Source organism: Haloplanus litoreus (assembly GCF_045690335.1).
Classification (GTDB): Archaea; Halobacteriota; Halobacteria; order Halobacteriales; family Haloferacaceae; genus Haloplanus; species Haloplanus litoreus.
Genome location: NZ_CP147874.1, coordinates 591,097 through 603,436, shown reverse-complemented (window position 1 = coordinate 603,436; position 12,340 = coordinate 591,097). Strand labels below are relative to the sequence as shown.

Here is a 12,340-nt window from a genome sequence, read left to right as displayed (position 1 = left end):
TTGCGACGCCGCTCACTTCATACTGCCGCCCACCCGCGTCGTGTGGCTATTCGACCGATCGTCCGTCGAGTCGCCCCGTGACGGACAGGTAGTCGCGGACGAACGTCGCGAGCGACGGCGAGACGATCAGGAGGCTCGCCGGGTGGACGAGCGCAGCCGGGAGGATCGGTGTCAGCGCGACGGTGACAAAGCCCATCTGGAGCGCTGCCAGCGGCCGTCGCACCCGACTCTCCGGCAGGTCGCCGACCGGTCGTCCCCGCCGTCGGTGCCACCAGCACCCGGCGCGGTAGACGTAGCGTGCCGCCGACAGCGTGAGGTAGGCGACGGGGAGACGGCCCCAGGCGACGCCGACGAGCGGTGCGACCAGAAAGCCGAGCGTGTCGAACGCGTGGTCGAGTTTCTCCCCGAGCGGCGTCGTCTGTCCCGTCCACCGCGCGAGGCGGCCGTCGACGACGTCGAGGGAGACGCCGACGCCGTAACAGACGGCGGGTGCCCAGCGAACCGCCGGCGACGGTGGTACGACGAGAAACCCCGCCGTCGCGGCGTACAGCAGCCCCCGGGTCAGCGTGACGAGATTCGGCGGGGCGAGGGCCGCGGCCGGCCGGTCGGCGTCGAGGTGGTACGCGAGAAAGCTCACCTCGTACGCGAGGACCGCCCCCGTCACCAGCGTCCAGCGGTTCGCGGCGGCGCGGGTGGTCGCGTCGGCGACGAGCGTCCACCCCCCGACGGCCACGCCCGCGGCGGCGACGGCCGTCGCCGTCACCGCCGCGGCACCCAGTCGCCGTCCACGGACGTTCTCCCCGCTCATCGTTCGAACTCGGGGTCTTCGAGCGCCGCGAACCGTTCTCGCGCCCCCTCCGGGAGACGATGCTGTGCCGCGGCGAGATTCTCGACTACGTGGTCGGCGTCGACGCTCGCCGGGATGGGGACGACCCCCCGGCCGACGTGCCACGCGAGGATCGCTGCCGCGGGCGAGACGCCCATCTCGGCGGCGACGTCCGCGACGACCGGGTCGTCCAGCAAGCCCGGCACCGACAGCGGCGAGTGCGCGACGACCCGGATTCCCCGCTCGTGACACCACTCCACCAGGTCGGTCCGGGGGCGGTAGGGGTGACAGGCCACCTGCACGACGGACGGGGGGACGCGGGCGGCGGCGACGAGGTCGGCGAGCGTCGTCAGGTCGACGTTACAGATTCCGAGCGTCGCCGCCAACCCTCGGTCGTGGACGGCCTCCAGTTGCCGCCACGCCGATTCGAGGCTCACGTCCGCCGTCGCCCGGTCGCCATCGGCCGTTTCGGGGAAGGTGAGCGCCTCCTGTCGCTCGACTGGGAGGTCGGCCAGTCGCCGAAGCGGCCCGGTGTAGGCCCACGACTCCGGCCAGTGGAGCATGTAGCAGTCGAGTCGGTCGAGTCCCAGATCCGCGAGCGTCGTCTCACAGGCTTCCGCGACGTGGGCGTGGTTGGTGTTCCACGCCTTGCTCGCGACGAACAGGGCCTCACGGTCGGGACTCCCCGGCGCGGCCAGAACCTCGCCGATCCGCGCCTCGTTGCCGTAGAGTTCCGCGGAATCGAGGAAGCGATACCCCGCGTCCAGCGCTCGTTCGATGGAGTCCCGTCGGTCGACGTAGGTTCCGTCGCGGTAGCGCGAACAGCCGACCCCGACCGGCGGCAGGCGAAGCGAGGCGTCCGGAGGGGTGACGACGCCGCCCGCGTCGGGTGCGTCGCTGCCACCCACGCCCCACACCACGTCCCGACCGTCGGCCGTCGCGACGCCGAACGCGTCCACCGTGACCGTCTCGCCTCGCTCTGCCGCTCGCTCGACCGCGTTGCAGACGGCGACGACGTGAGCGCCGCGGTGGGCGGTGTCGCGGGCGGGCCGTCCCCGTCGGACGCTCGCCGCGAGGCGCTCCGGGCCGGCGAGGTACGGCCGCCGCCGCGACGGGGCGGTGAGGGGGTTCGGGGTGTACCCCCGCCCCTGCCGCCCCACCGAGACGTGGCCGCCGCCGTCGCCGCCGAGGGCGCCCGCGTCGTCGAGGTACAGCGAGGCGTCGTCGCCGTGCAGTTCGAGGCTCGTGAACTCCCGACTCCGGTGGGGGGCGTAGAAACTCGCGGTGAGTCGCACCAGCGGGCCGGCCGCGAACTCGAGTGTCGCCTCGACGTGGCTGGGCCGCTCCGGCCGGCGCGCCTCCCGGTCGGGCCAGGGGTCGACGGCGTCGGCGCTTCGCACCCGCCGTACGGGACCGAACCACGACACGAGAAGGGTGAGCGGGTACACCGCGCCGTCGTACAGCGGACCGACTTGGAGGAAGGAGTCGGGGTCGTCGTGCCACTCGGTCACCCGGCCGACGTGGGCGTGGGCGTAGGCCAGGCGAACCGGGCCGAGGCGGCCGTCGTCGACGGCGCGCCGCGCGAGTCGCTGGGACTCGCCGTCCGGGTTGGTGGGTGCACAGCCGAGCGCCAGATTTCGCTCGGTAGCGAGAACGACCAGGTCCCGCGCCCGCCCGGCGTCGAGCGCGAGCGGTTTCTCGCTCCAGACGTGCCGCCCCGCCCGGAGCGCCCGTTCGGTCACCGCCGCGTGCGACGCGTGGCTCGTGAGATTCACCACCAGCGGCGCGTCCGTGGCGTCGAGCATCGCCTCGAGGTCGGTGTAGGCCGTCGCGCCCACGTCGGTCGCGAACGACGACGCCCGGCCGGACTCGAGGTCACAGGCCGCGACCGGCGAGAGCGGCGAGGTGTCGAGGGTGGCGGCGTACTTCTCGGCTACCGCGCCACACCCCACGAACGCACACTCCATACCCGTCGGCGGGCGGCGGTCGTGAAAAGCCTCCCGCCCGGACTTAAGACGGTCCGCGCCGCAGGACCGGCATGGCGCGGGTGGCGGTCCTCCACAACACGCTCGACGGGCGCGGCGGCGCCGACGCCGTCTGCCTGCACGTCTGCGAGGCGCTCCAGTCCGTCCACGACGTGACGCTGTTTACCCTCTCACGGTCGTCGCTCACCGACCTGAACCGTCTGTTCGACACCGATGCGCGGGTTCCGGTCCACCGGCCGCCGGGAACCGACCTCGTCTGTCGGACGTTCGACGCCCTCCCCGACCGTCTCGGCCCGCAACTCGCCCCCCGGAGCGTCCTGCTCGACCGGGCCTTCGCCCGGCACGCGGACCGCTTCGACGCCGCCGTCAGCACCGCCAACGAGTTCTCCCTGTCGCTCCCGTCGGTCCAGTACGTCCACTTTCCGCAGTTCAACCGGCGGTCGGTCCCGGCCGCGTCGTCCGGGTGGTTCGACCCGCTGTGGAGTCGGCTGGCCGGCCTCGGCGACGGACGTCTCCCGTCCGACACCCGCCTCCTCGCCAACTCGGCGTGGACGGCCGACGCCGTCGAGGCGGCCTACGGCCGGCGGCCGACGGTGTCGCACCCGCCGGTCGATCCGCCGCCGAACCCGCGGCCGTGGGCGGAGCGCGAGGACGGCGTCGTCGTCGTCGGTCGGCTGGCGCCGGATAAGCGACCGCTGCGGGCGATCCGAATCGTCGACGGCGTTCGCGCCCGGGGACACGACCTGCACCTGCACCTGGTCGGCTCGTCGTCGTCCATCTACGCCGACTACGCGCGGCGGGTGGCCGCGGCGGCGGCCGACCGGCCGTACGTCCACCTCGACCGCGACGCGCCCCACTCGCGGATCGAGACGCTGCTCGAAACCCACCGCTACGGGCTCAACTGCAAACCCGAGGAACACTTCGGCATGGCCGTCGCGGAGTACGTCGCGGCGGGTATGGTGGCGTTCGCCCCGGACGCGGGCGGCCAGCGGGAAGTGCTAGCGAACCGCAGTGATCGTCTGTTCGACTCGACCACCGAGGCCGTTTCGACCGTCGCCGCGGCCGTCGAGGGGGGCGCCCGGCCGTCGCTCCCGCGTGACCGGTACACGAGCGACCGGTTTCACGACGCCATCCGGGGACACGTCGCGTCGGTGTTGGACGCCCCGGCGTGACGCCGGCCGACACACCGATGGCTCCCGCGTCGGGCATCGACGTGTGAAGAGAAGAAGTGGTCGTCGCGAATCAGTTCCGCTCCGCGCCGTCGCGGGTCTCGCTCAGATGTTCCCAGATTTCCGTACAGCCCGCTCCGGCCTCGACGTCGGAGAGGTGATTTCGCTTCTCGGCGTCGTCGTCTCGTTCGGCGTCGACGTCCGCCGATTCCATCACAGCCTCGCTTTGCTCGGTCATCGAGAGTTCGTAGGCCTCACGTCCTCATAAGGGCGTGCTCGGGCGTAATCGCTACCCGTTCTCCCGCCTGGAGGCGTTCTTTTCCGGTACCCACGACGGGTGTTCGGGCGGTCATCGCGCCGCAGTCGGGCGATTTCACGCAACCTCTCCCGAATTTCGCGCGTGACGACCGGCAATCGTCGCTGACGCCGACGGCCTTACCGCCCTCGGGGGCCAAGCGGGCACCATGACGACAGCGGTGCACCAGCTCGACGACGGGGCCTGGGTCAGCGTCAACGACTCCCGCGAGGTGAACGTCAGCGACCTCTGGCGGCTCGCTCGCCACGACTTCTGCCCGTGTCGGCTCGCGGACTTCCTCGCCGAGGGGTTCGTGGAGGTGGGTGCCGACGGCGCTGCCGTGGAGGCACGCGTCGCCGGCCAGTGCATCCAGTGTGGGTCGAGCGGGGTCACCGACTGGCTCACCCTCGGCCACGTCGACGCCGAGACGGCCGAATTCCGTCCCGTCGTCCCCGCGAGCGTCCACGTCCCCGGCCGCCGCCGCCGACTGGCGACGCCCCCCTGAGCCGCGCCCGCCCAGCTCGCATATAGCGGCAATTCTTTCTCACTCCCCGGAGAGCCGGGGAAGGTTGACGACGTGCCCGACCGTATATGGTCGCGTCCACTCTAGCCCTGCATGCCGACCAAGGTCGAGCGCTGGAAAGACGAAACCTACGGGGTGGAGATCCGGGAGCATCTCCTCAGATTTGCGGAGGAGGGCTGGGATGCCATCCCGGAGGACGAACACGACGCGTGGTTCGAGCGGTTCAAATGGTGGGGGCTGTACCACCAGCGGAAAGGGCAGGAGAGCTACTTCATGATGCGCATCGGGACGCCGATGGGCCGGATGACGCCCGAACAGCTCCGGACCGTCGGTGAGGTGGCCCGGGAGTACGCCACCGGTCCGGTCGACAACCCCGAGTTCGGCGAGGCCTACGCCGACTTCACGACACGACAGTCGATCCAGCTTCACTGGATCAAAGTCGAGGACATCGTCGACATCTGGGACGAACTCGAAGCCGTGGGGCTGTCGACGATTCAGGCCTGCGGTGACTCCTGGCGCAACATCGTCGGCTCCCCCGTCGCCGGCCGCGACGCCGAGGAACTCGTCGACGTCTGGCCCATCGTCCAGGACCTCCACGAGCGGTTCAAGGGCAACGACCTCTACTCCAACCTGCCCCGGAAGTGGAAGGTGGCCGTGACCGGCGACCGACGCGGCGCCGGTCAGGGCGACATCAACGACCTGGCCTTCGAACCCGCGGTCAAGGAGATGGCGGGCGAGGAAGTCGTCGGCTTCAACGTCAACGTCGGCGGTGGCCTCGCCCGCAAGGAACCCCGGTTCGCTCGCGACATCGACGTCTTCTGCCGCCCCGAGAACGCGGCCGAGGTGGCCGCCGGCCTCTCCGCGCTCTTTCGCGACTACGGTGACCGCGAGGACCGCTTCAACGCCCGTCTCAAGTTTCTCGTCGACGAGTGGGGCCCCGAGAAGGTCCGCGCGGTCCTCCAAGAGGAGTACGTCGACTACGAACTCCCGACCGCCGGCGAGGGGCTTCGCGACGAGTACGACTACAACGCCGGCCGTTCGGACGCCCCCGGCGACTACATCGGCGTCCACGACCAGTCCGACGGCCAGAACTTCGTCGGGCTGTCCGTCCTCGTCGGCCGCATGGCCGCCGCCGACGTGATCGAACTCGCCGACCTGGCCGAGGCGTACGGCTCCGAGATGATCGGCCTGACCCAGCGCCAGAACGTCATCGTCGGCGACGTCGCCGACGAGGACCTGGACGACTTCCTCGCCGAGGACCTGCTGGAGGAACACTCGCCGGACCCCCACCCGTTCATGCGCGGCTCCATCGCGTGTACGGGCACGGAGTACTGCTCGCTGTCCATCGTCGAGACCAAAAACCGGATGGTCCGGTACGGGCGCTGGCTCCGCGACAACGTGCCCGTTCCCGAGGGCGTCGAGGACTTCCACATCCACCTCTCGGGCTGTACCGCCTCGTGTGCTCAGCCACAGATCGCCGACATCAGCCTGCGCGGCATGAAGACGCGCAAGGACGGCGACGCCGTGGAGGCGTTCGACGTGGGCCTGGGCGGCGGCCTCGGCGAGAACCCGCAGTTCGCCGACTGGGTGACGATGCGCGTCCCCGCCGACGAGGTGCCGGGCTACATCGCCAACCTGCTCGACACCTTCGAGACGGAGCGCGCGGGCACCGAGTCCTTCCGCGAGTTCGTCGCCGACAAGGACGAGGAGGAACTCGCCGCCCTCGCCGACGCCGAGGAGACGAGCTACGAGGACCCCTACCTCGGGAACACGAAGATGACCTGGTACCCGTACGCCGAGGACACCGACATGAGCGCCTCGCCCGCGCCGACGGACGGCCGCGGGGAACCGCTCCAGTCGGACGATTGAGATGGCCGACCGCGTGCTCAGGGTCAACGCCTTCACGACGTTCGACCTGCTCGACGCGAGCGTCGAGGGCCACGGGTTCGAGGAGGAGGCCTTCGCCACGCTCAACGTGCGGACGGCCCGCAACGCGCCCGCGGACGTCTCGCTCGAACTCGAACTCGACAACACCCAACTCGACTCGGTGCCGCCCCACGCCGACCGCGTGACGCTCTCGGCCGACGAGGCGCGAACGCTCGCGGCCGAACTCCGGCAGGCGGCGGACCGCGTCGACGAGGCCCAGGGATGACCGACCAGGCGCTGATCGTCGCGGCCCACGGCTCCCACCGGAACCCCGACTCCGCGACGCCGACCTACGCCCACGCGGACGCCATCCGCGAGCGCGGCCCTTTCGAACAGGTGCGCGAGGCATTCTGGAAGGAGTCGCCGTCCTTCCGGGCGGCCGTGCGGACGGTGGACGCCGACGTGGCCTACGTCGTCCCGCTGTTCGTGAGCCAGGGCTACTTCGTCGATCGGGTGCTCCCCCGGGAGTTCGGCCTCGGCGTCGCCGACGTGACGGGGACCGACCACGAACCCGACGTCGTCTACACCGACCCCGTCGGCACTCACCCCGCCATGACCGAGGTGGTCGCCGAACGCGCCCGTCGCTACCTCGACGACGACGTCGCCGAGGCCGAGACGGCGCTCGCGGTGATCGGTCACGGCACCGAGCGCAACCCCAACAGCGCCGACGCCATCTACGACCACGTCGAGGCTCTCCGCGAGACCACCGCGTTCGCGGAGGTCGGCGCCCTGTTCATGGACGAGGCGCCGTACGTCGACGACGTCCTCGACCGATTCGACGCCGCCGACGTCGCGGTCGTTCCGCTGTTCATCGCCGACGGGTTCCACACCCAGGACGAGATTCCGGAACTCCTCGGCATCACCGACGACCCCCGTGCCGGCTACCCCGTCCCCGGAACGGTCGAGGGGCGTCGCATCTGGTACACCTCGGCGGTGGGCACCGACCCGCTCATGCCCGAGGTGCTCCTCGAACGCGCGGCCGACGCCGGCGCCGACGTGAACCGGGACGCCGGACGCGAGACGCCCGTCCGTCCCGACGCGGCCGACGACTTCCTGTCGTGGCTCGACGCGGCGCCCGCGGACGGCGACCGGCGGGCCCGCGAGTGGGGCGACCTCCTCGTCGCCGTCGACGGCGAGGGAGGCTACGAACTTCGCCACCGCGCCGACCGCGGGAGTCGACGGACGACCCTCGACGACCGCGACCCCGCTACAGCCCGCGGGTTCGTCCGTCGCGACGACGACGGCCGCTATCGCCCCTTCGCCGGCGAGCGCTCGCTCCCGACGGGGTGGGTGGTGGCCGGACTGGACGACCGGGCGCTCCTGCGCGCCGTCGCCGCGGTGTATCCCGCCGCAGTCGAGGAGTGGGCCGACGACGCTTCCTCGGTCCCCTACCGCGAGGTGGCCGCCAGACAGACGGGCATCTACGAGCGCATCTCGACCCTCTCCCGCGAGGAACTGATCGACGTGACCGGGGCCGTCTGTGGCAACTGTGCCAAGCGACGCGAGTGGGACGAGACGGGCGACGACACCCTGCCAGTCGACCGGGGCGAGGGGACACTCCCCTGCCGCGAGCCGTGTTCGTTCCTCGTCGCCGCGGCCCGCGAGGTGCTGGTCGACGAACCGCCGGACGAACAGCCACCAGAACAGCCAGCCGCCGACGTGCCGCCGGGTGACCTGACCGATCCGGCCAACCGTTACCGGGTCCGCTACCGGCGGGCACGCGGCACTCCACCTACTCACCGATGAACACTACGACGACCGGAACGGTGTATCTCGTCGGCGCCGGCCCGGGTGATCCCGAACTCATGACGGTGAAAGCCCGGCGCCTGCTCGACGAGGCCGACGTCGTCCTCCACGACTCGCTCGTGGGCGACGGCGTGATCGAATCGATTCCCGACCCGGCGCGGGTCGAGCACGTCGGCAAGCGCGCCGACGGCGAGCGCACGCCGCAGGCCGAGATCAACGACCGCCTCGTCCGCGAGGCGACGGCCGGCCACGACGTGGTCCGGCTGAAGGGCGGCGATCCGACCATCTTCGCCCGCGGCGGTGAGGAGGCCGAACACCTCTCGCGTCACGGCGTCGCCTTCGAGGTGGTGCCGGGTATCACGAGCGCCATCGCCGCGCCGGGCGTCGCCGGCATCCCGGCGACACACCGCGACCACGCCTCGACGCTCGCGATGGTTACGGGACACGAGGACCCGAGCAAGGCCGACAGCGCCCTCGATTGGGATGCTCTGTCGCGTCTCGTCGCCGCCGGCGGGACGCTGGTGATCCTGATGGGCGTGGGCCGCCTGCCCGACAACGTCGCCGCACTCCGCGAGGGCGCCGTCGGCGCCGACACGCCCGTCGCGATGGTCGAACGCGCCACGCTCCCCGACGAACGGGTCGTGATGGGGACGCTCGACACCATCGTCTCCCGAGCCGACGAGGCGGCCGTCGAACCACCCGCCGTGACCGTCGTCGGCGACGTCGTCGGCGTCCGCGAGACGGTCGCTCACTGCCTCGGCGGCAGCGACGCCCTGGCCGACGCCCCCGTCGCGTCGGCGCCCGAGGGCATCGTGGAGGTGACCGACAGTGACTGACGCCGACGCGTTCGGCGACTGGCCGCTGAAGCGGTTGCTGACCGACGTCGTCGGCTCCGGCACCAAATCCGCCGAGGACATGACCCGCCGACAGGCCGGCGAGGCCATGCGCCGAATCCTCGACGGCGACCCCCATCCGACGACGCTCGGCGCCTTTTGGCTCGCCAACCGCTGGAAGCACAACACCGCCACCGAACTCGCCGCGTTCACCGACGAGATGTGCGACCGCGTCGAGTACGCGACCCCCGACGCCGACCCCGTCGACTGCGGCGCCAACTACGACGGCAAGGGGCGGTCCGCCATCCTCGGCGTCGCCGCCGGCGTCGTCGCCGCCGCTTCCGGGACGCCCGTGGTCGTCCACTCCGGCGACCGCGTCCCCACGCAGAAACAGGACGCGTACAAGCACGTCCTCGGCGAACTCGGCGTGGCGACCGAACTCACGCCCGCGGACTCCGCGGCCATGGTCGACGACGTCGGCTTCGGTTTCTACTACCAGCCGACGTTCAACCCCGCCGTCGACGCCCTGTTCGACCGCCGCGACCGGATGGGCGTGCGCACTTTCGTCAACACCGTCGAGACGCTCGCCAATCCCGCCGGCGCGAGCGTCCACCTCGGCTCCTTCTACCACCTCGCCTTCGCGAAGAAGGTGGTCGAGACGTTCCAGGAGAGCACGTTCCACGACCCGGACCGCGTCGTCATGTTCCAGGGGATGGAGGGGTACGACGACATCCGTCCCGGCTACACGAAAGTCGCGGACTGGCGGGCGGACGGCACGTTCGACGACTACGAGATCGAGACCGCCGAGTACGGTATGGATTTCGAGACGGCGGACCTCGCCGTCGACGACGTGGCGGCCGACAGCGCCCGTCTCACCCGTGACGTGATCGCCGGCGACCGCACCGACCACTGGCGCGACGCCGTCGCGCTGAACGCCGCCGTCCGGATCTACGCCGGCGACGACGCCGACTCGATCGACGACGGCCTCGACGCCGCCCGCGCCGCCATCGACGACGGGTCCGCCGCGGCGGTGCTGGACGACCTGCAGGAGTGGGGATGAGCGACGACGCGATTCGGCCGAGCGACGTCGGCGACGCCGACGCGCCGCCGGTCGCCGAGAAGCCGTACAAGATCATCTTCGAGGCCAACAAGTGCATCGGCACGGGGCGGTGTGCCGAGGTGTCTTCGAACTGGGATCTCGACCTCGACACCGGGCTCGCACGCCCGAAGACCTACTACGTCGACGAGGCTGACCTCGCGCACAACGTCCGCGCCGCGGAGGTCTGCCCGGCGAAGAAGGGGCGCGGGGTCATCCACGTGATCGACCGCCGCACCGACGAGGAGCTCGCGCCCGACCCCGAGGGCGACGGCTCGCTGAGCGTCGACTGGTAGTCACCGCTTCCGCTTCTCGCCGTTCCACGACCAGCCGCCGTCGAGCGCCGCCGCGACCACCCGTTCAGCCACCTCGCGGACGCGCTCCTCGTCGCCGGCGCGAGCGGCCGCCCACACGTCCGGGTTCGCCGCGACGGTGCGGACAGCCTCGCGGCGAGTGTCCGCCTCTGGTTCCCGCTCCTTGAGCTCACCTCGGAGCTCGCTCACGACGGTTGCCACCAGCCCCGCACCTCCGATCACCGGCTCCAGTTCTCGACGCAGGTGCCGGCTCACGGCCGGACTCGTTCCGCCCGTCGTGACGGCGACGCCGACGGGGCCGTCCTCGACGGTGGCGGGGACGACGACGCTTCCCCGGTCCCGGTCGCCGGCTCGGTCGGCGCGGTTGACCAGGACGCCCGCTTCGTGGGCGTGACGCTCGATGGCGGCGTTGAGCGTTTCGTCGTCCGTCGCGGCGACGACAAGCGCCGGGTCGGCGGCCGCGAGCCACGACGGCACGTCGTCGGGTGCGGGCGCCGCCCGGACCAGCTCGCTCCCGTCGAAGTCGGCGTCCGCGAACGTGGGACTGACGACGAGCACCCGCGCCTCGTGGCCGAACCGGCGGGCTTTCCGGGCGCCGACGGCACCGCCGCCGAACACCAGGACCACTTCGCCGTCGAAGTCGTGGATCAGCGGAATCACGGTGGCTCCTCGCGGCCGGCGGTGAAAAGTCGTCCCCCGACGCCCGAACCGTTTTGTCGTCGAACCCGTATCCCACTCCATGCTCGGACGGGTACTGGGGTGGCTCGGACTGGCCGACGGCGACGACGGTGGCGACGGGGGCGACGCCGACCTCGACTGGGCCGATCCGGCGACCGAGTACGGCGGCGACGGTCCGCGCCGCAGATACACCTGCGCCGAATGCGGTGCGACCATCGAGGGCGTCGGTCCCGATACGCAGGTCGAGTGCTCGGACTGCGATACGGTGTTCAAGGGCGTCCTCGTCCCCGACTGCGCGGTCTGTCCGGACTGCGAGTCGCGCATCGGCGACGTCGCGTTCTTCCCCGAGACGCGCCGTGACACCGAGTTCGCCGACTGCGGGGCGTGTCCGTACCGCTGGGAGAGCGACCCGCGGTGACGGCTCACTCGTCGTCCGTGCCCTCGATCAGCGTCTCCTCCGCCGTCTCCGCGTGCCGGAGCGTCACGTCGTGGCGTGTGTGACGAGCGTGGGTCCGCGCCCAGCGACGCGCGGCCGACTCCGACAGTCGTTCCACACCGCCGGGGCAGTGCCGGCAGGTGGCCCGCCACGTCGACACCCCGTCGGGGTAGTGGCCGGTGTGGCGTTCGTGGTCGAGTGCGAACTGCTCGACTGCGCGGTTCCCCGCCATCAGTTCGTCGAGTTCGTAGGACAGGTCCCACTCCCGCCCACACCGCTCACAGGAGACGGTCGGTGCGTCGTCGATCCGGTCTGACACGCCCCGGCGTACGTGGCCGACGCTCTTGAACGATCCGAAAGGGGGAGTGATCGCGACGGGGGGGACGTCACGATCAGTTCGGCGATCGGTTGTCCACCGGCACGTCGATCGAACGACCGGCGCGTGGGGTGCCTCTTCTCTCCGGTGGACGTGATAGTACTGGGGGCGGACTGAGGTAATCTTTTTCCTTCGAG

14 protein-coding genes and 1 pseudogene are annotated in these 12,340 nt (G+C 71.2%); 10 read left to right on the top strand and 5 right to left on the bottom strand.

Annotation, left to right across the window (positions count from 1 at the left end):
- Positions 1-46: 46 nt before the first annotated feature.
- Together V8686_RS03370 and V8686_RS03365 are read right to left on the bottom strand one after the other, a co-directional pair.
- A complete protein-coding gene (locus V8686_RS03370; RefSeq protein WP_379702545.1) occupies positions 47-808 on the bottom strand; it encodes a CDP-alcohol phosphatidyltransferase family protein in 762 nt (253 codons plus the stop codon).
- Entirely contained in the window at positions 805-2,793 is a 1,989-nt protein-coding gene (locus tag V8686_RS03365) for an aldo/keto reductase (RefSeq protein WP_379702544.1), read from the bottom strand. The genes V8686_RS03370 and V8686_RS03365 overlap by 4 nt, the downstream gene beginning before the upstream one ends.
- A gap of 71 nt (positions 2,794-2,864) precedes the next feature.
- On the opposite strand from V8686_RS03365, the gene V8686_RS03360 reads away from it, so the two are divergent.
- Positions 2,865-3,983 carry a glycosyltransferase gene (locus V8686_RS03360; protein WP_379702543.1) on the top strand — a complete coding sequence of 373 codons (1,119 nt, stop codon included), beginning with the start codon at positions 2,865-2,867 and terminating at the stop codon, positions 3,981-3,983.
- Between the two features lie 70 nt (positions 3,984-4,053).
- Here V8686_RS03360 and V8686_RS03355 read toward each other — a convergent pair whose 3' ends face one another.
- Positions 4,054-4,218 (bottom strand): hypothetical protein, encoded by a 165-nt coding sequence (locus V8686_RS03355; RefSeq protein WP_379702542.1) that lies wholly within the window; start codon positions 4,216-4,218, stop codon positions 4,054-4,056.
- 226 nt (positions 4,219-4,444) lie between these two features.
- Between V8686_RS03355 and V8686_RS03350 the strand changes: the two genes are divergently transcribed.
- From V8686_RS03350 to V8686_RS03315, 8 genes and pseudogenes are all read left to right on the top strand, one after another.
- A complete protein-coding gene (locus V8686_RS03350; protein WP_379702541.1) occupies positions 4,445-4,780 on the top strand; it encodes a hypothetical protein in 336 nt (111 codons plus the stop codon).
- 111 nt (positions 4,781-4,891) lie between these two features.
- Positions 4,892-6,667, top strand: a complete 1,776-nt coding sequence (locus V8686_RS03345; RefSeq protein ID WP_379702540.1) for a nitrite/sulfite reductase — start codon at positions 4,892-4,894, stop codon at positions 6,665-6,667.
- A 1-nt stretch (position 6,668) separates the two neighbouring features.
- On the top strand, positions 6,669-6,950 hold the full coding sequence (locus tag V8686_RS03340) for a DUF6360 family protein (RefSeq protein WP_379702539.1): 282 nt from the start codon (positions 6,669-6,671) through the stop codon (positions 6,948-6,950).
- Positions 6,947-7,750 (top strand): annotated as a pseudogene (locus V8686_RS03335) (CbiX/SirB N-terminal domain-containing protein); the annotation flags it as partial. The gene V8686_RS03340 and the pseudogene V8686_RS03335, both read left to right, overlap by 4 nt.
- A 27-nt stretch (positions 7,751-7,777) precedes the next feature.
- The gene (locus tag V8686_RS03330) at positions 7,778-8,470 is read left to right on the top strand and encodes a DR2241 family protein (protein WP_379706451.1); all 693 of its coding nucleotides are present in this window, start codon (positions 7,778-7,780) and stop codon (positions 8,468-8,470) included.
- Positions 8,467-9,306: a uroporphyrinogen-III C-methyltransferase gene (gene cobA, locus V8686_RS03325; protein WP_379702538.1), complete on the top strand. Its 840-nt coding sequence runs from the start codon at positions 8,467-8,469 to the stop codon at positions 9,304-9,306. The genes V8686_RS03330 and cobA overlap by 4 nt, the downstream gene beginning before the upstream one ends.
- Positions 9,299-10,363, top strand: coding sequence for an anthranilate phosphoribosyltransferase (locus V8686_RS03320; RefSeq protein ID WP_379702537.1), 1,065 nt, complete (start codon positions 9,299-9,301; stop codon positions 10,361-10,363). Before cobA ends, V8686_RS03320 begins: the two co-directional genes overlap by 8 nt.
- The gene (locus V8686_RS03315; protein WP_379702536.1) at positions 10,360-10,695 is read left to right on the top strand and encodes a ferredoxin; all 336 of its coding nucleotides are present in this window, start codon (positions 10,360-10,362) and stop codon (positions 10,693-10,695) included. Before V8686_RS03320 ends, V8686_RS03315 begins: the two co-directional genes overlap by 4 nt.
- On the opposite strand, the gene V8686_RS03310 is transcribed toward V8686_RS03315, so the two are convergent.
- Positions 10,696-11,373 carry a precorrin-2 dehydrogenase/sirohydrochlorin ferrochelatase family protein gene (locus V8686_RS03310; protein ID WP_379702535.1) on the bottom strand — a complete coding sequence of 226 codons (678 nt, stop codon included), beginning with the start codon at positions 11,371-11,373 and terminating at the stop codon, positions 10,696-10,698.
- A gap of 79 nt (positions 11,374-11,452) precedes the next feature.
- Here V8686_RS03310 and V8686_RS03305 point away from each other — a divergent pair, with 79 nt between their 5' ends.
- Positions 11,453-11,809 (top strand): hypothetical protein, encoded by a 357-nt coding sequence (locus V8686_RS03305; protein WP_379702534.1) that lies wholly within the window; start codon positions 11,453-11,455, stop codon positions 11,807-11,809.
- A gap of 4 nt (positions 11,810-11,813) precedes the next feature.
- Here the strand turns inward: V8686_RS03305 and V8686_RS03300 are convergent, their stop codons facing one another.
- Entirely contained in the window at positions 11,814-12,146 is a 333-nt protein-coding gene (locus tag V8686_RS03300; RefSeq protein WP_379702533.1) for a hypothetical protein, read from the bottom strand.
- Positions 12,147-12,340 lie beyond the last annotated feature (194 nt).

Coding starts and splice junctions, on each gene's coding strand:
- V8686_RS03350 (WP_379702541.1), top strand. CDS start 4,445: ATGACGACAGCGGTGCACCAGCTCGACGACGGGGCCTGGGTCAGCGTC.
- V8686_RS03365 (WP_379702544.1), bottom strand. CDS start 2,793: ATGGAGTGTGCGTTCGTGGGGTGTGGCGCGGTAGCCGAGAAGTACGCC.
- V8686_RS03345 (WP_379702540.1), top strand. CDS start 4,892: ATGCCGACCAAGGTCGAGCGCTGGAAAGACGAAACCTACGGGGTGGAG.
- V8686_RS03370 (WP_379702545.1), bottom strand. CDS start 808: ATGAGCGGGGAGAACGTCCGTGGACGGCGACTGGGTGCCGCGGCGGTG.
- V8686_RS03305 (WP_379702534.1), top strand. CDS start 11,453: ATGCTCGGACGGGTACTGGGGTGGCTCGGACTGGCCGACGGCGACGAC.
- cobA (WP_379702538.1), top strand. CDS start 8,467: ATGAACACTACGACGACCGGAACGGTGTATCTCGTCGGCGCCGGCCCG.
- V8686_RS03315 (WP_379702536.1), top strand. CDS start 10,360: ATGAGCGACGACGCGATTCGGCCGAGCGACGTCGGCGACGCCGACGCG.
- V8686_RS03360 (WP_379702543.1), top strand. CDS start 2,865: ATGGCGCGGGTGGCGGTCCTCCACAACACGCTCGACGGGCGCGGCGGC.
- V8686_RS03355 (WP_379702542.1), bottom strand. CDS start 4,218: ATGACCGAGCAAAGCGAGGCTGTGATGGAATCGGCGGACGTCGACGCC.
- V8686_RS03340 (WP_379702539.1), top strand. CDS start 6,669: ATGGCCGACCGCGTGCTCAGGGTCAACGCCTTCACGACGTTCGACCTG.